This window comes from Microbacterium sp. M3, assembly GCF_033548675.1.
Taxonomy (GTDB): domain Bacteria; phylum Actinomycetota; class Actinomycetes; order Actinomycetales; family Microbacteriaceae; genus Microbacterium; species Microbacterium arthrosphaerae.
In genome coordinates this window covers 213,623-228,521 of sequence record NZ_JAWTZT010000003.1, presented here as the reverse complement: position 1 = coordinate 228,521, position 14,899 = coordinate 213,623, and the positions used below count along the sequence as shown (strand labels likewise).

The 14,899-nt window shown below is 68.1% G+C and carries 17 protein-coding genes and 1 tRNA gene; 6 read left to right on the top strand and 12 right to left on the bottom strand.

Annotated elements, in window-relative coordinates:
- Nucleotides 1–5 precede the first annotated feature (5 nt).
- Both R8Z57_RS10835 and R8Z57_RS10830 read left to right on the top strand, forming a co-directional pair.
- A complete protein-coding gene (locus R8Z57_RS10835; protein WP_318353777.1) occupies nt 6–476 on the top strand; it encodes a hypothetical protein in 471 nt (156 codons plus the stop codon).
- Entirely contained in the window at nt 473–1,462 is a 990-nt protein-coding gene (locus tag R8Z57_RS10830; RefSeq protein ID WP_318353776.1) for a cation diffusion facilitator family transporter, read from the top strand. The genes R8Z57_RS10835 and R8Z57_RS10830 overlap by 4 nt, the downstream gene beginning before the upstream one ends.
- A gap of 59 nt (nt 1,463–1,521) precedes the next feature.
- Here R8Z57_RS10830 and R8Z57_RS10825 read toward each other — a convergent pair whose 3' ends face one another.
- The 4 genes from R8Z57_RS10825 to R8Z57_RS10810 all read right to left on the bottom strand — a co-directional run bounded on the left by R8Z57_RS10825 (nt 1,522) and on the right by R8Z57_RS10810 (nt 3,209).
- On the bottom strand, nt 1,522–1,785 hold the full coding sequence (locus R8Z57_RS10825; RefSeq protein WP_318353775.1) for a hypothetical protein: 264 nt from the start codon (nt 1,783–1,785) through the stop codon (nt 1,522–1,524).
- Between the two features lie 111 nt (nt 1,786–1,896).
- Nucleotides 1,897–2,235, bottom strand: a complete 339-nt coding sequence (locus R8Z57_RS10820) for an ATP-dependent DNA ligase (protein WP_318353774.1) — start codon at nt 2,233–2,235, stop codon at nt 1,897–1,899.
- A gap of 172 nt (nt 2,236–2,407) precedes the next feature.
- Nucleotides 2,408–3,082 (bottom strand): DUF6766 family protein, encoded by a 675-nt coding sequence (locus tag R8Z57_RS10815; RefSeq protein ID WP_318353773.1) that lies wholly within the window; start codon nt 3,080–3,082, stop codon nt 2,408–2,410.
- A 1-nt stretch (nt 3,083) separates the two neighbouring features.
- Nucleotides 3,084–3,209: a hypothetical protein gene (locus R8Z57_RS10810; protein ID WP_318353772.1), complete on the bottom strand. Its 126-nt coding sequence runs from the start codon at nt 3,207–3,209 to the stop codon at nt 3,084–3,086.
- A gap of 263 nt (nt 3,210–3,472) precedes the next feature.
- On the opposite strand from R8Z57_RS10810, the gene R8Z57_RS10805 reads away from it, so the two are divergent.
- Entirely contained in the window at nt 3,473–3,679 is a 207-nt protein-coding gene (locus R8Z57_RS10805) for a hypothetical protein (RefSeq protein ID WP_318353771.1), read from the top strand.
- 128 nt (nt 3,680–3,807) lie between these two features.
- Here R8Z57_RS10805 and R8Z57_RS10800 read toward each other — a convergent pair.
- Nucleotides 3,808–3,877 (bottom strand) — tRNA-Thr (locus tag R8Z57_RS10800).
- A gap of 51 nt (nt 3,878–3,928) precedes the next feature.
- Nucleotides 3,929–4,261 carry a hypothetical protein gene (locus R8Z57_RS10795; protein ID WP_318353770.1) on the bottom strand — a complete coding sequence of 111 codons (333 nt, stop codon included), beginning with the start codon at nt 4,259–4,261 and terminating at the stop codon, nt 3,929–3,931.
- Between the two features lie 62 nt (nt 4,262–4,323).
- On the opposite strand from R8Z57_RS10795, the gene R8Z57_RS10790 reads away from it, so the two are divergent.
- Nucleotides 4,324–4,977 (top strand): hypothetical protein, encoded by a 654-nt coding sequence (locus tag R8Z57_RS10790; RefSeq protein ID WP_318353769.1) that lies wholly within the window; start codon nt 4,324–4,326, stop codon nt 4,975–4,977.
- Nucleotides 4,964–5,806: a nucleotidyl transferase AbiEii/AbiGii toxin family protein gene (locus R8Z57_RS10785; protein ID WP_318353768.1), complete on the top strand. Its 843-nt coding sequence runs from the start codon at nt 4,964–4,966 to the stop codon at nt 5,804–5,806. The genes R8Z57_RS10790 and R8Z57_RS10785 overlap by 14 nt, the downstream gene beginning before the upstream one ends.
- 44 nt (nt 5,807–5,850) lie before the next feature.
- Here R8Z57_RS10785 and R8Z57_RS10780 read toward each other — a convergent pair whose 3' ends face one another.
- The 3 genes from R8Z57_RS10780 to R8Z57_RS10770 form a co-directional block, all read right to left on the bottom strand.
- A complete protein-coding gene (locus R8Z57_RS10780) occupies nt 5,851–8,592 on the bottom strand; it encodes an AAA family ATPase (protein ID WP_318353767.1) in 2,742 nt (913 codons plus the stop codon).
- 312 nt (nt 8,593–8,904) lie between these two features.
- Nucleotides 8,905–9,465 carry a dihydrofolate reductase family protein gene (locus R8Z57_RS10775; RefSeq protein WP_318353766.1) on the bottom strand — a complete coding sequence of 187 codons (561 nt, stop codon included), beginning with the start codon at nt 9,463–9,465 and terminating at the stop codon, nt 8,905–8,907.
- 223 nt (nt 9,466–9,688) lie between these two features.
- On the bottom strand, nt 9,689–9,976 hold the full coding sequence (locus R8Z57_RS10770; RefSeq protein ID WP_318353765.1) for a hypothetical protein: 288 nt from the start codon (nt 9,974–9,976) through the stop codon (nt 9,689–9,691).
- On the opposite strand from R8Z57_RS10770, the gene R8Z57_RS10765 reads away from it, so the two are divergent.
- Nucleotides 9,957–11,351: a threonine/serine ThrE exporter family protein gene (locus R8Z57_RS10765; protein ID WP_318353764.1), complete on the top strand. Its 1,395-nt coding sequence runs from the start codon at nt 9,957–9,959 to the stop codon at nt 11,349–11,351. The two genes, R8Z57_RS10770 and R8Z57_RS10765, sit on opposite strands and share 20 nt — an antisense overlap.
- A gap of 12 nt (nt 11,352–11,363) precedes the next feature.
- Here the strand turns inward: R8Z57_RS10765 and R8Z57_RS10760 are convergent, their stop codons facing one another.
- From R8Z57_RS10760 to R8Z57_RS10750, 3 genes are read right to left on the bottom strand one after another with little or no spacing between them, the layout of a single operon-like run.
- Complete coding sequence (locus R8Z57_RS10760; protein WP_318353763.1) at nt 11,364–12,719, bottom strand: dipeptidase; 1,356 nt, start codon at nt 12,717–12,719, stop codon at nt 11,364–11,366.
- The gene (locus R8Z57_RS10755; protein WP_318353762.1) at nt 12,716–13,195 is read right to left on the bottom strand and encodes a hypothetical protein; all 480 of its coding nucleotides are present in this window, start codon (nt 13,193–13,195) and stop codon (nt 12,716–12,718) included. The genes R8Z57_RS10760 and R8Z57_RS10755 overlap by 4 nt, the downstream gene beginning before the upstream one ends.
- A complete protein-coding gene (locus R8Z57_RS10750; protein WP_378722638.1) occupies nt 13,192–14,655 on the bottom strand; it encodes an APC family permease in 1,464 nt (487 codons plus the stop codon). The genes R8Z57_RS10755 and R8Z57_RS10750 overlap by 4 nt, the downstream gene beginning before the upstream one ends.
- Nucleotides 14,656–14,899 lie beyond the last annotated feature (244 nt).

The window sequence follows — 14,899 nt, the reverse complement described above, 5'->3', positions numbered from 1 at the left end:
GAGGCATGAGGCGGTGGCGACGCGCGAGCAGCGTGGCCCTGCTGGTGATCGCGCTGTCGGTGACCGGATGCGGCATCACCATTCCCAGCGACCCGCAGGGCACGCTCGATCGCGTGCGCGGCGGCGAGCTGCGTGCCGGCGCGTCTCCGTCGGGTGAACTCGTGACCGTCGACGGGTCGGACGTCGGAGGCTCCCTCGCCGACCTCGTCGAGGGGTTCGCCGACTCGGTCGACGCGCGCGTCACGTGGACGGTCGGCAGCGAGGAGGACCTCGTCGACGCGCTGGAATCGGGAGACCTCGACCTCGCGATCGGCGGCATGACGGATGCCACGCCGTGGTCGCAGCGGGTCTCGGTGACGCGGGCGTACGAAGGCGTTCCCGGCGCTCACGGCCCCGTGGTCCTGCTCGTGCCGCTGGGGGAGAACGCCTGGCAGGCCGACCTCGAGACATACCTCGATCGCGAGGTCGCGCCGTGAAGACGCTGGGACGCACCGATCTGCCGGCTGCCCAGCAGCAGGCGCTGCGCAGCGCGATCCGCTGGGAGTGGTTCACCATCGGCTACACGATCGTCACGATCGGGCTGATCGCGCTCGTCGTCGGCGGCTCGCAGGCGATGAAGACCGCGTGGATCGAAGACATGCTGTCACTGATCCCGCAGATCTCGTTCCTCGTCGCGCTGCTCTTCATCCGGCGCCCGCCCACCCGGGCCTTCCCCTTCGGCCTCCACCGCGTGATGGGAGTGGGCCACCTCGTCGCCGGGGTGGCGCTGTTCGCCGTCGGCGGCAACCTCGCCTACGAGGCCATCAGCGGACTCGTGCGCGCGGAGCACCCGTCGATCGGCACCGTGAACCTCTTAGGGCAGACGATCTGGCTGGGCTGGTTCATGGTGGGCGTGATGAGCCTGGTTGTCATCGGGCCGTTCTTCTACGGGCACGCCAAGGCGAAACTCGCGCCCCGGCTGCACAACAAGGTGCTGTACGCGGATGCCGACATGGCCAAGGCCGACTGGACCTCCACCGTCGCGTCGATCGTCGGGGTCCTGGGCGTCGGCATCGGGCTGTGGTGGCTGGACGGTGCGGCGGCGCTGTTCATCTCGATCGGAATCATCTGGGACGGCTGGCGCAACTCCCGCGCCGCCGTGCGCGACCTGATCGACCAGCGGGCGCGCACGGAGGACGACGCCCGGCCGCACCCGCTGATCGCCCGTGTCGCCAATCGCGTCGACGAGTTCGGCTGGGTGCGCGAGAGCGCGGTGCGCATGCGCGACATGGGGCAGGTCTTCCACGTCGAGGTGTTCGTCGTCCCGACGGGCGACGAGATCGGCCTCGACGACATCGAGGAGGCACGGGAGGCCGTGGCGGCGCTGGACTGGAAGGTGCAGGACGTCGTCGTCATCCCGACGCGCGCGCTTCCCGACGAGGCCGAGCCCGCCAGGGCGCGCGCCGACCGCCGCGACGCCTGACGCCCGCCCGACGCCTGCCCCGACGCCTGCGCCCGTCGACAGCCGAGCCGGTGCGCGGGTCACCGTTCGGCCGGCGGCCCGTCCGGCAGCCACACCGCCTCGGACGTCTCCGCGGAGTCATCGCCCGGAACCGGGACGATCGCGCACGGCACGCCCGGTGTCAGGAGCAGGTACGCCGCCCGCATCATGCCCTCGCCGTCGTTGACCTCGAGCCAGTGGAGCCCCGACGTCAGGCCGGTCTCGATCTCCTGACGGAGGTCGTCCAGCCGGCGTCCGCCGACGCTGTAGTGCTCGCCGCCGTAGAAGATGTCGATGCGCTTCATGTGCCGCTCCGATCCAGATCGATGACCGATCCCATCGCCTCCGTGCGGCGACCGCGAAGCGTCTTGACAACGCGGCGCGGCGGTGGGTGCCTCCGTCGCCGCTCGGGTCGCTCAGCCCCCGAGGTCGTGCTCCTCGGGTCCGATGTTCACCGGGACGGCCGGCTCGGGCACCAGGTACAGGCCGGCAGGAGAGTTGGCGGTGTACGCGAGGGCGTCGATCCATGCCGGGTTCAGCTGCGGTCGGCGACTGCCGTAGAACTTGTACACCAGCGAGCAGCGCGGATGCACCCAGATCGTGGTGCGGCCGTCGCCGATGCTGGCATCGTCCCGCCAGGTGAAGTGGAAGGGCTCATTGCGACGCAGTTTGGTTCCGATCACGAGCTGCAGGTGCGCGAGCGTGCGGTCGTCGAAGTCGACCTTGACCGTTCCTTCGTAGATCAGCTTGCCCATGCCGGGCCTCCGGAGAGTCTGCCGGCGCCCGACGTGCGAGGGGGGTTCTCGGGTGCGACGCCGGCCAGCTCCGTCTTCGATGGTCCTCCATCGCGAGCCCGTCCGGTATCCCCCTTCCGTGCTGAGTCGTCTCGACGCGTCAGCGAGCGGATGCCGCGGCCCCCGGCATCCGTCATTCGCCCGACACCGCCGACTCGTGGTGCGGCGCCCCGACCGGCTTGGACTCGCTCGAGCCGCGCTGTCGCAGGAAGATCGACAGTGCGATCATGCAGCCGACGGCCAGGAACTCGGACTGCCAGTTCTGCAGCGTGCGGTTCCAGAAGTCGGGGGTGGCGAGGTACTCCACCCATGTGATCGGCGGCTGGCCGTGCTCGGCGTTCTCGGTGTTCATGACGACCGTGCCGGCGAGCGACTGGGCCAGCCACGACAGCAGGAAGACGGTCCCCATCACGATCAGCAGCGAGTTGGAGAAGATCGTCTGACGGATGCCGCGCGCCTTGGCCCACGCGGGGGAGTCGGGCTGTGCGTGCGCGCCCACGAGCTGCTCCTCGTCGGTGCCCGGTCCCTCGTCGCCGGGCTTCTTCGACTCCGGTGACCCGCGCTGGATCAGCCAGATCGTCGCCGCGATGAACAGGAAGAACTGCAGGAACTCGGACTGCCAGTTCTCGGCCACGTCGACCACGAAGTCCGACGAGGTCACGAAGGCCAGGAACGCGATCTCCGGCTGGCCGTGCTCGGTCAGCCGCTCGTTGTTCTCGAACCACCCGGCGATCGACTGTCCGGCGAGGGCGAGCACGAAGATGACGCCGAAGGCGAGGCTGAGCGCGTTGTCACGGAGCGGGCGCATGTCAGCGTCCCATCAGCGGGATCGCGATCATGTACGCCAGACCGACGGCGAGCACGATGATCCACGACCAGAACACCACGGCCTCGCCGCGGCGAGGCCCTTCCTCCTCGGGGGTGAAGTCCACCACGATGATCTCCTTCTGGCGGCTGTGCGAGAGAGCCGCCTGGAGCCGATGGTGCGCGACGCCGGTCGCGGAGGGGAAAGGGGTTGACAAGGCGAGGCGGGCGTCGAACCGGTCCCGTCGGGGCGCGGGTCCGTCTGCCACGGTCCGCGCATGTCCACATCACGCACGCCCCGATCCCCGATGCGCACGTACTGCGCTCCTCCCTCGGCTGACGGCCCGTGGCCCGCCCGCGGGGGTCTAGAGTCACAGCGACGAGAGGAACCACGGTGGGTTCGGTCCAGGTGTACTACGGCGGTCAGTCGTACACGGTCGTCGGACGCACGCTCGACGACGTGCAGCAGCAGGTCCGCGACATCCTCGCGTCGGGTGAGGCCGGCTGGCTGGAGGCCGTGGACGGCAACCCGCGCGCACCTCACCGGCTTCTGATCACCCGCGGCGTCGCGCTGACCCTCGCCGCGCTCCCCGCCGAGTAAGCACCCGCTCCCACCCGGCGCGGCACCCGCGCGAACCGGCCACGAGCCCATCGTCGCGCGATCGCCCGGCGTGAGGGCCGGGACGGCGAATGGCCGGCCCTCGGGCCGGCCATTCGCGTCTGTTGTGGTGGTGCCCCCGACAGGAATCGAACCTGCGACCTTTGGTACCGGAAACCTCATTCGGGCCGCGCGAGCGGCATCCCAGGCACTAAGAACCGCGGAATCCCGGGCAAGTCGGACCTGGTTCGATCAGCCGAATCCGCCCCGTTCTTCGCCAGATGTTGTCAAAATGTTGTCACGGTGCGGTCTCGCGATCGGCTCGATTTCGCCGCGATCGCCGGCGCGACCAACGTCCCGATCGGCCACCGTCCGTTCACGGCTTACTGGGCAAAGCGGTGCGACGTCTTCCTCGCCGTTTTGGTCGGCGGCGCTGGCGTCGCCTTCAGCATGGTGATTGGGATCGCCACAGTCGCAGGCGCCGTGGTGGAAGGGCGCAACTTGCCGCGTGGAGGATTGCTGTGGCGGCGCGTTGCCCGAATCGGCCGGCGTAGAGCTCCTCCTTGAGAAAATCGCGCTGTGCATGCTGTTACTGATCGGAAATCTACTGCTAGAGTATATTTGCGATAAGCGAAAGGGTGAGGCGGGTGGCCACCGACACAGAGATCGTGCGCCAGGTCGCGCGCGCCCCGATGCGAACCGCGCGGTTGAAGGACATCCGCACGGACGAAGCCAACCTGTGGCGTGTCGTCGACCGACTCGTCGACGAGGGAGCTCTCACCAGGCTCGTGCACGGGATCTATGCCGCGCCTCCGGATGGACGCGACGGCCGCACTTGGCGGCCGCCGCTGGAAGCGGCGGCCCTCGCCGTCGCGACAGCCAGGTTCGGTCAGCGACAAGCTGCCCTCATGGGTGTGAGCGCGGCTCGCCACTGGGCTGCGATCCCGCGCGCCATCGGAGTCGCCACCGTGGCGGTGCCGAGAGCCGGCTACGCCCCGACGGCGCTCGACACGGGTGGACGCATCAGATTCGTGCCTCGAGACCTCGATCAACTGGACCTGGTCGTGGAGCGCACAGCGCTCGGCGAAGGCTTCGTCACGACCCCATCCCAGACTCTGTTCGATCTCCTGAGCAGACCGCAAACGAAGGACGTGCCGATGGAAGCAGGCGCGGCCGTGCCGAACCTGGCTGCGCGTGTGAGCGCACCGGAGTTCGAGAAGATTGTGGTCGCGGCGCGCAAGACCACGACCGCAGCGCGGCTCATGCTGAATGAGCTGAAGGAGCGAGATGGCCCGGGGTGAGAGCAAGCATCGGCGAGATGGTGCTGGCAGGTTCGACGAGAAGATGAACATCGAGCTGGAGGCCTCGTTGCGCGCCCCCGTTCCCGGCGTGCTCGACGACGACGAACGGATCGCAGTCGAGATGCAGTTCGGGGTGGACGAGGAGCAGGTGATCCGAGACCACGCCATCTCCCATGCTCTCGCTGCGATCGCCAGCATCGGTACCGACGAGGTCGTGTTCTTCGGCGGCACCGCGCTGTCTCGCACGCATCTCACGGAGGTGCGGCTGTCTGAGGACATCGATCTCATCGCCTATGGCCATCGAGGTGAGATCGGCGACCGCATCGAGGGAGCGATCACGCGCCAGTTCAACCGCACGCTCGGGACCGTCACCTTCACGCCACACATCCGGGAGACGAACCACCCGGACCCTTCGGTGATGCAGGTTGGCGATACCCGCATCCAGATCCAGCTGCTCTCCTCCGAGGGATACCCGCTCTGGCCGACCGAGATCGTCGACATCGAGCAGCGATACAGCGACGCCCCGCCTGCGCGGCTGCGTGTGCTCACACCTGCCGCCTTCGTCGCTTCAAAGCTCTCGGCATGGACGGATAGGGAGGCACCCCGCGACTTGTACGACCTGTGGGCGCTGGCCGAGGCAGGGAAGATCGACGCTGAGGCGGCGATGGTGTTCGGAAAGTTCGGTCCCCTCACGAGCGTTTCGAAAGTGCCCTTCGCTCACGTCCCATCTGAGGGGGAATGGGAGGAAGCGCTCGGCCACCAGTGCATGACTGAGGTGGGCCCGAAAGAGGCCGCTCGTGTCGTCCGTGAGGCTCTCGCCGCGCTCTGAACTCGGTCAGCCGCCGGGACCACCGAGATCCTTGGGATCGCGATCTATAGCGAGATCCCGCGAGTATCGGAACCGTATGCGAATGGGGCGCCTGGCTGCGCCGCTTGGCTGCGTGCAGCCCGCCGCAGTTCGGCCGCCACGGCTCGCGCAGAGTCGTTGATGGTGACCTCTGTGGTCCCGCGGAGCATGGTGTCGGCGAGGTGCTCGCGTACCGCCGCATCCGACCGACCGATTGCGATCGCCTCGTTGTGGTGGCGTCCTCGCGTCAGCCCGACGTACAGACCGGCCGCGTCGACGTCGGGACCGACGATGGCGGCGTCGGTGGTCTCGCCTTGGATTCCGTGCACGGTGGAGGCGTAGGCGAGCATGACGTGGTCGAGCGCGTAGTCGCGGGTGATGCGGCGGCGTTCGCCGCTGTCGGTGGGGGAGACCAAGTCGATGGTGTCGGGATCGATCCGCGCGATGATCCAGTGCGCGCGGTTCTCGACGCCGGTCCGCGGATCGTTGCGTCGCGTCTGCACCGCATCGCCGACGAGAAGCCGTTGTTCGTCTCGGCCCCAAGCGAGGCGAGTGGAGTCCAGCTCGCCGGCGTCGACGCGATGCTGCTGGATCTGCGCGTTGATCGCATCGGCTTCGCTGTTGGAGCCGCACACCAGTGCAACCCGACGGCCGTGCCCGGTCGCGTCGAAGTAGGCACTCACCATTGCGGCTCGCGCGTCCTCGGTGCTGTCCACGCGCCGAACATGACCGCGGGCCGAGAGATCGGCTGCGATCTGGCGCGCGTGATCGTGGTCGCGCGGGTCGCGCAGTTGCAGTGTCAGTGCCGCGTACTCGGCGTCGTGAAAGCGGTGCACCGTGTCCATCTCGATGGCTGCCGAAGCATGGCGGATCGCGGACGCCATGGCTCCCGCGTGCCCGACGGGGAGGGCCTGATGCGTGTCGCCGACCATGGCCATCCCGGCGCCGGTCTCCAGCGCGACCTCGGTGAGAGCATCCGCGGCCTGTAGGTCCACCATCCCGGCTTCGTCTACCACGATGCGGTCGCGTGCGTCGAGAGGGAAGCGTTGCGGGCCACGGTAGGTCTGCCCGGTCACGGGGTCGACGTCGCCGGGCGCGAGTCGTTGCCAGACCTGAGCGCCGGTCTCATCGCGCGACCACCGATAGCCGTGGTCGTGCAGCAGCGCGTGGAGACTGGACGCGTCCGCGCCCGTCTCCCGCCCAGCTACGGAGGCCGCCTTGCGGGTAGGAGCGACCACCAGCATGCGGCGTCGCTGCCCCATGAGCGCAGCGTGTGCCGCGCGCAACATCGCGGTCTTGCCGGCACCGGCCGGTCCGGTCACGGCGACCAGTCCATGCGTCCCGGCGATCGCGCACGCCGCCGCTGACTGCGCCCCGTCTAGTCTCTTCAGGTCGTCAACGGATGACGCCCCGCGCCGCAGCTCATCGGGGAGGAGTGACCGGCCGGGCACAGCCATGGCCTCGAGACGGCGGCCGACGCGCATCTTCAGTCGCATGGTGTCGGTCGCCATGAACGCCTTGACGTGGCCCGGTATGTCGGGCTCGGACGACAGCCTGACGTAGAGCGAGCGTGCGCGCGCGGCGATGGTCTCGACGATGCTTTCGAGCGCCTCACGCTCCGCGATGACTCCGGTGCCGGCGAGTGCGCGGATCGCGCCGGCGCGCAGATCGAATTGGCTGAATCGACCGCTTGACGCGCGCGACCGGTCATCGGCCTCCACCACCGCAGCATGTGCAAGCAGGTCGAGATCGAGATCCTCGGCGGGCACGTGCGGTGGCTGGCATTGCGCACGCTCCTCGGTGAGGACGGGGTCGATGGCGGCGAGCTCGTCGCGAACCGCCGCCTCCCACGCCAGTTCATCCACCAGCGCCGGCTTGTTGGGGCGTGACATCGCCCACGCTCGTCGATCGATCTGCTGCAGCACCTCGACGCTCGGCCGTACGCCACCGTGTGCGCGCGTCCACTCTGCGATCAGCTGAACGCGGTTGGCTTCGATCTGCGCCGACCGGCGGGAGAACGGGGCGACGGCGCGGGAGAGTTCGGCAATCTCGCCGTCCTCGCCGATCGTGTATCCGTGCCGGGCGAGCGCAGCGATCCACTGTGGGTCGGTGCGCGCCGCCAGCTCGCCTTCCGCGTTGACGACCGTGTGGAATTTCATCGCGACGCGTGAGTCGACGTTCGACCACTTTCCGTCCTCGCCCCGGACTTTGATGTTCAGCCAGAGGTGTCGGTGGATGTGTGGATCGAGTGCGCGCGAGCGGCGGTGCTGCAGCTCGACCACCTCGAGTTGAGCGATCGACTCACGGATGCTGCCGCCATGGCCGCGCCGAGCGTTCAACTCGCGCTGCCATAGAGTGATGACCCGGTCCCGGATACGGCCCTGCAACGCCTCGAACTCGGCTGCCACCTCCGGATGCAGCATCGCGGCGATGCTGTACGACTTCGGGTGGTTCAGCGTCCCGTCCAGCAGCAGGTCCGAGTCGGAGCGCAACAACGTCTTGCCGCGCTCTTCGCCGGTGACCGGATCATGTCCACTCAGCCAGACCCGCAGCGCTCCGCTCGACAGCTCGTCTGAGCGGATCGCCCCATGCTCGACGACGAAGCGCGTGACCGAAGCGTCAGCGGTGCCGCTGTACTCCTCGAGCTCGTCAATGCCGGGGGAGTGGACGACGTGGGCGTCGCAGACTCCTTCGAGCGCGTAGGCGATCGCTTGTCGAACCCCGCGCGATTCGACGCCCCGCTTCCACCGCTCGAGTCCTCCTCGCATGGCGCCAACGGTACGCCGCTTTTTGCCTAATCGCTACTGATTTACACATTGGTGCCTGCGTGCATTGCGGTTTGTGGTGGGGATTCTGGCCCGGTCCTCTGATCTCGCAGTAGTTGCGATGGGCGGCGGGATTGCGCGGCCGAGGTTTTGTGGATGCTCGATTCCCATTGGGTGTTTGCCCGCGTTCGGTAGGACGCAGCCATTGCGCCCCGGGTGTGCGGAGCTTGCCCGTCTAGCCACTACTCGCTGAAGGACCGTAATCGGCCCGGTGACCGCTCGGGAATTGAGGCGCAGGGCACACAGGGACCGTGTCTAGGCGTGCCGGACGCGGTAGCCGAGGTGGACGAAGCCTGAACTGAAGCGGTGCTCGTCGAAGAGCTCGAGGTCGAGCCGGAGCGTATTGTCGAAGAGCCGGATGCCGCCGCCGACGACCGCGGGCGCGACGACGACGTGGACTTCGTCGAGCATCCCGGCCCGGGCGGCGATGGAGGCGAGCTGCCCGCCCCCGATGGCGAGTGGCGCGGCGGTGGCGTCCTTCAGACGCTGCGCTTCGTCGCCGTCGAACGTGTCGCGTCGTTCCGTGCGGGAGGTGGAGACGGATGTCAGCTTCCGTGTGTAGACGATCTTGTCGACCTCACGCCATCGCACCGCAAACTCCCGATCAGGCGTGGGGAGGTCTTCGAGCGGGACGTCGTCCCACACCTTCAGCGCCTCGTAGACCTTGAGGCTGTAGAGGTGCGTGGTGACAGGTGCCAGCAGTTCGTCGACGAAGGCGTGCACTTCCGGATCGGGCGTCGCCCATTCCCAGCGGCCGAAGGGTCCGGCGATGTACCCGTCGAGCGAAGAGGTGTTGAAGTAGATCAGCGAGCCCACGACTCGCACGCTACTCGCCGCACCGCGGAGGTGCGGCACATCCGCGTCCAACGCCACTGATCAGCGCCGCCCTATCGGCTCTCCGTTCGACGGTGCAACATGAGTGGTTGATGGCGGGGTTGCAAGCGGGATCAAGGCGCGGGTGGCGCGGCGTGCTCCTGCGCGCCGCCGCAACCACCATGCTCTTGGCGATGATCGGTGTCGGCCACCTCGCGTCGGCGGCTCAGACGACCGCGAGTCCGGCGGCGCACCTCGCCGTTCCGGCCCCCGGCTCGCCGACGGACTCGCCGTCCCCAACCCCAGCTGTCGACCCGACGCCGACGCCGACTTCAACACCGACACCGACGGTGACTAACACCCCGACCGCCACGCCCGAGCCGACCGCCTCTCCTGAGGCGACGCCCACTTCCACTCGTACGGCGTCACCAGAGCCCACCCCAACACCTACCCCGACGCCGACGGTGACACCGGTTCCGGCCATCCCGCCGGCGGTGGCGAACTCGACGATCACGCTGCCGACGCTCGCGCTCGCGGTCGGCGTGCTCATCGCCGCCGGCATTCTGCTCTGGCTGCTGATTCGACGCGAGCCCCCGCAGGCTGCCTCCGCCCCCGGTGCCGCGGCCATCGGCGACGACATGGCACCGGCGGTGCTGGATGCCATGGCCGCCCTGGGCACCGCGATGATCGACAGCGGCTACCCGGTGGGGTTGGTCCGCGGTGCGCTGGACGACATGGCGAAGGTGAACGGGCTGACCTCTGCCGAAGCCGTCGTGTTCCCCACATCCATCCTCGTGTCATCGGGCGACGCGGGCTCTGCTCAGACGCGGGCCGTGACGGCCGGGAACAGGGCGGCGATGCTCTACCAGGTCTATGCCGTCGATCGCATCGCGGGCGTGGCCCGCACCCGGCCCGGAAGTGCGGACTGGGTTCGCCGGCAGCTCACGCGCGCGAAGGATCTGCCTGCACCGTTCACGGGGCCACAACGGGTGGCGGCGTATGGTCTGCTGTCGGCCGCGCTCAGCGTGCTGCTCGGCTCGTCGTGGCCCGGCGTGATCGCGGCGGGGGTGCTGGGCATCGGGGTGGGGGCGCTGCTGCTGGGCACGGAGCGCCTCGAGGCGGCCTACCAGGCGCTGGTCGTTGTGGCCGCGTCCTTCGGTGTCGGGGTGATCATGCTCACCGTCGCGCACCTGATCGATCCCGCCGTGCTCCCGGCGATCGTTGCACCGCTGATCATGCTGCTGCCCGGCGGCCTGCTGACGATCGGGGTGATCGAACTGGCGACCGGGCACATCGTGTCCGGTGCTGCCCGCCTGGCCGCCGGGGCGATCCGGCTGCTCCTTCTGGCGACCGGGATCGTCGCCGCCGCAGCGCTGATCGGGGTTCCCGCGATCACCGCAACACAGTGGCCGCTGGGCCCCATCGCCCCGTGGGTGGCTGTCGCCGTCTTCGGGGTGGGTATCAGCATCCATCAGTGCGCGCGTCCGTCCTCCATCGGCTGGATCCTGCTCGTCCTGTACGTCGCATACGGCGCTCAGGTGCTGGGCGACGTGTTCTTTGACGGCGTCCTGTCGGCGATGGTGGGCGCCGCCGCAATGACCCCTGTCGCTGTCGTCGTAGCTCGTCAGCGCACCGGACCGCCGGCGCTCGTGAGTTTCCTGCCGGCGTTCTGGCTGCTCGTGCCGGGAGCGCTTGGGCTGATCGGAGTCGCCAGCGTGCTGGATGGCGCGTCCTCCGGGTCGGACACGATCATCACCACGATCGCCACCATGGTGTCGATCGCGCTGGGCGTACTGCTGGGGCTGGTCGTGTCGGGCTCGGCGCGGGGATTCCGCGCCGCGCCGACCGCGGATTGGATGGAGGAGACCGCCGAGGGAGGGTCCCGCTGATCTCGGCTCTCGTCAGGCACCCTTCGCGAAAGAGTGGAGGAAGATCGCCTCGGCTACGGCGAGGTTCTCGATCTCGCTCGGGTCGACGCTTTCGTTGGGCGCGTGGATGAGCGCGAGTGGTTCTTCGACGCCCATGAGGATGATCTCGGCGTTCGGGTATGTGTCGGCGAACACGTTGCAGAGGGGGATAGATCCTCCTTGGCCCAGCATCGTCATCTCGACGCCGTACGCCGACCGCATCGCGTCTGCGAATGCACGGTATGCGAGGCCATCGGTGGTCGCGAGGAAGGGCTCGCCCACAGCTTCGGTCTCGACACTCACCCGAACTCCCCACGGAACGTGGTCGCGTATGTGAGAGACGAGTGCGTCGTGCGCGTCCTGGGCGATCACTCCCGGCGGGACGCGCAGGTTCAGTCGGGCGGCTGCCCGCGGGACGATGGACGCCGACGACCCGACCACCGGCGGGCAGTCGATGCCCAGAACCGTGAGCGCCGGTCGGGACCAGAGCTCGTCTGCCACCGTTCCGTTTCCCAGCAGGTGGACGCCGTCGAGGACGCCGGCGTCGGCGCGGAACTGCCCGGGGTCGTAGGGTTCCCCGCCCCACGTTGCGTCATGGTTCAGGTCGTCGATCGTTGTGCTCCCGGCGTCGTCGCGCAGCGAGGCCAGCGCTGCCACGAGAGCGGCTAGACCGTCTGGTGCGGGACCGCCGAACATGCCGGAGTGGATCTCTGAGGCGAGCGCTTCGACCCGGATGACGACGTTCGCGAAGCCGCGGAGTGACACGGTAGCGGCCGGGCGCCCGACAGCGGCGTTGCCGGTGTCGCAGACGAGGATCACGTCGGCGGCCAGCACATCGGGGTTCTCCTCGACGAAACGCTCCAAGCCCCCGGTGCCCTGCTCTTCGCTGCCCTCGACGACGAGCTTCAGATGGACGGGAATCTGATCTTGCAATGCCCGCAAGGCGAGCAGGTGCATCAGGATGTTGCCTTTGCAGTCCGCCGCTCCGCGGCCTGCCCACCGCCCCTCGACGTCGGTGAGCACGAACGGCGGGCTCCGCCACGCTGATTCATCCAGCGGGGGCTGGACGTCGTAGTGGGCGTACAGCAGCACCGTGGGCGTGTCGGCGTCGGCGTTAGTCGCTGGGCGGCTGCCGACGACGGCGTCGCTGCCATCGGGCGTGCGCTGCAGTCGTGCGTCGGCGAAGCCGAGCTCGGCGAATCGCCCACGCACCCATTCCGCTGCCTTGGCGCACTCCTCGGGCGGAAACTGACGGGGGTCGGCGACGGAACGGATCGCGACGAGTTCGGCGAGCTCGTCGCGGGCAGCGGGCATCATGGCGCGGATCCGCGCCCGGATCTCGTCGCTCACGATCCGTCGCCGTCGTCGCTGTCGTCGGTGTCGTTGCCGGTGTCGACGGTATTGAGGCTGTCGACGAACTGCTGGAAGTCCTCGGCTTCCTCCGGGCAGTAGGTCTGGATGATCAGCAGCTGGCCCTGCAGCAGCCGCGACTCGACGAGCGTCGGCCGCAAACCTGGGCCCGCGGCGCCGTTGGAGAGGCCCGCGAGCAGAGTCGACCGTGCCAACGCAGAGTTGGGGTCGGCGCACGTCGCGCCGCCGTCGTCTCCTAGCACCTGGGCGACCTGCTCGGCGGTGAAGCTGACCGAGATGCCGGCGTCAGCGAACGAGTCCAGCAGCTCCTGTGCTTTGTCCACGTCACGAGCCTCCTGCCGTGCCCCGATGAAGAGGACCGTCGCGATGACGGCCAGGGCGACCAGCACCGTGATGGCCACGATGGCGATGATCGATCGTTCGCGTGGCGGCTGGGTTTCACGGTCGGTGCTCATGATTCACCTGCCGCTGCCTGAGCGGGCTGCTTCCACGAGGGCTTGCGGAATCGGTAGAAGAGGAACGGCACCAACAGGCCGAGCCCCAGCGCGCCACCTCCGACGATGACCAGGTAGATCCACGGGCTCTGGTCTCCGAACTGGGAGGGCGGGATGAACCCGACCAGGAGCGCGGCAAGCGAGGCGGCGAAGCCGACACCGCAGAGGGCGACCAACATCGGCGCCCGATATCCGCGCGGGTGGTCGGGCTGCCGCCGGCGCAGTCGGACCGCGGCGACGAACATGAGCAGGTACATGATCAGGTACACCTGCGTCGTGATGACCGAGAAGATCCAATATGCGCTGGACACGTTCGGGATCAGCGCGTAACCCAGAGCGATGATCGACGTGATCACACCCTGCGTCACGAGCAGGTTCTGCTGCACGCCATTCTTGTTGAGCTTCTGCAGGAACGGCGGCAGGTAGCCCTCCTCGCGGGAGATCAGCAGCAGACCCTTCGACGGACCCGCGAGCCACGTGAGCATGCCGCCCAACGAGGCCGCCACGAGCATGATCCCGACGATCGGCGTCAGCCACGAGATGTCGAACGTGGCGAACACAGCCTCGAACGCCTGCATGATCCCCGCGGTGAGCGAGATCTGCTCGGCCGGGACGACCCAGCTGATCGCAAGCGCAGGAAGGATGAAGATCAGCAGCACCAAGCCCATGGCGAGGAAGATCGCCTTCGGGTACGCCCTCGCCGGATCCTTCAGCGACGAAACGTGGACTGCGTTCATCTCCATGCCGCTGTAAGAGAGGAAGTTGTTCACGATGAGGACCAGGCTGGCAAGGCCCGCCCATTGCGGAAGCAGGTTGTCCACGGTCATCGGCGCCGCTGACGGATTGCCCTGCCCGAGGAAGACCGCCCCCAGGAGAACGAGTACGGCGCCCGGGATGAGCGTGCCGATGATCAGCCCCCAGCTCGCGAGCCCCGCAACACCTTTCGTGCCCCGTGACGAGACGAACACCCCCGCCCAGTAGCAGACCATGATCACGAGCGCCGTCCAGACTCCATTCGACGCCAGCTCCGGATTGATGACGTACGCGAGCGTCGACGCCACAAAGCCGAGAAGAGTCGGGTAATAGAAGATAGTCATCGCGAACTGGCACCAGATCGCCAGAAATCCCATGGGCTTGGAGATGCCCTCCGACACCCACTTGTAGACGCCGCCCTTCCAGCCCGACGCGAGCTCAGCCGCCACGAGCGACGTGGGCAGCAAGAACACGATCGCCGGAACCAGATAGAGGAACACCGCGGCCAGTCCGTACACCGCCATCGTCGGCGCGGGGCGAAGGCTCGCAACCGAACTGGTCGTCATCAGCGCCAGCGCTATCCACGAGATCCAGACCGGCGGGGGCACTGCGGCTGCACGAGCCCGCACGGCATCGCGTCCTCGGTTCGAGGACTCCGCGGCGCTCATCGCGGGCCACCCTCATAGTTGACCGAATGCACCATCGCACGTCCCCTTCCGCCGTTGGTGGGCTGTACCAAACACAGAAACCGGATCAATGCTGAAGATAGCGCTGTCCGTGCCCGTGGGGTAGGCCCACAAGGGTGGATTTGTGTCGATATGCGCGCAAGAATGTCGCGCGATGGTGACCGGCAACCACGGCTAGCGAAAGCCACGTCCCTGCGGATCCAGCGAAGGAACATCGATGCACTTG

Bases quoted from the DNA above. Each gene is read 5' to 3' on its own strand.
- R8Z57_RS10835 (WP_318353777.1), top strand. From the start codon at position 6: ATGAGGCGGTGGCGACGCGCGAGCAGCGTGGCCCTGCTGGTGATCGCG.
- R8Z57_RS10785 (WP_318353768.1), top strand. From the start codon at position 4,964: ATGGCCCGGGGTGAGAGCAAGCATCGGCGAGATGGTGCTGGCAGGTTC.
- R8Z57_RS10780 (WP_318353767.1), bottom strand. From the start codon at position 8,592: ATGCGAGGAGGACTCGAGCGGTGGAAGCGGGGCGTCGAATCGCGCGGG.
- R8Z57_RS10825 (WP_318353775.1), bottom strand. From the start codon at position 1,785: ATGAAGCGCATCGACATCTTCTACGGCGGCGAGCACTACAGCGTCGGC.
- R8Z57_RS10815 (WP_318353773.1), bottom strand. From the start codon at position 3,082: ATGCGCCCGCTCCGTGACAACGCGCTCAGCCTCGCCTTCGGCGTCATC.
- R8Z57_RS10795 (WP_318353770.1), bottom strand. From the start codon at position 4,261: ATGCACAGCGCGATTTTCTCAAGGAGGAGCTCTACGCCGGCCGATTCG.
- R8Z57_RS10755 (WP_318353762.1), bottom strand. From the start codon at position 13,195: ATGAGCACCGACCGTGAAACCCAGCCGCCACGCGAACGATCGATCATC.
- R8Z57_RS10820 (WP_318353774.1), bottom strand. From the start codon at position 2,235: ATGGGCAAGCTGATCTACGAAGGAACGGTCAAGGTCGACTTCGACGAC.
- R8Z57_RS10750 (WP_378722638.1), bottom strand. From the start codon at position 14,655: ATGAGCGCCGCGGAGTCCTCGAACCGAGGACGCGATGCCGTGCGGGCT.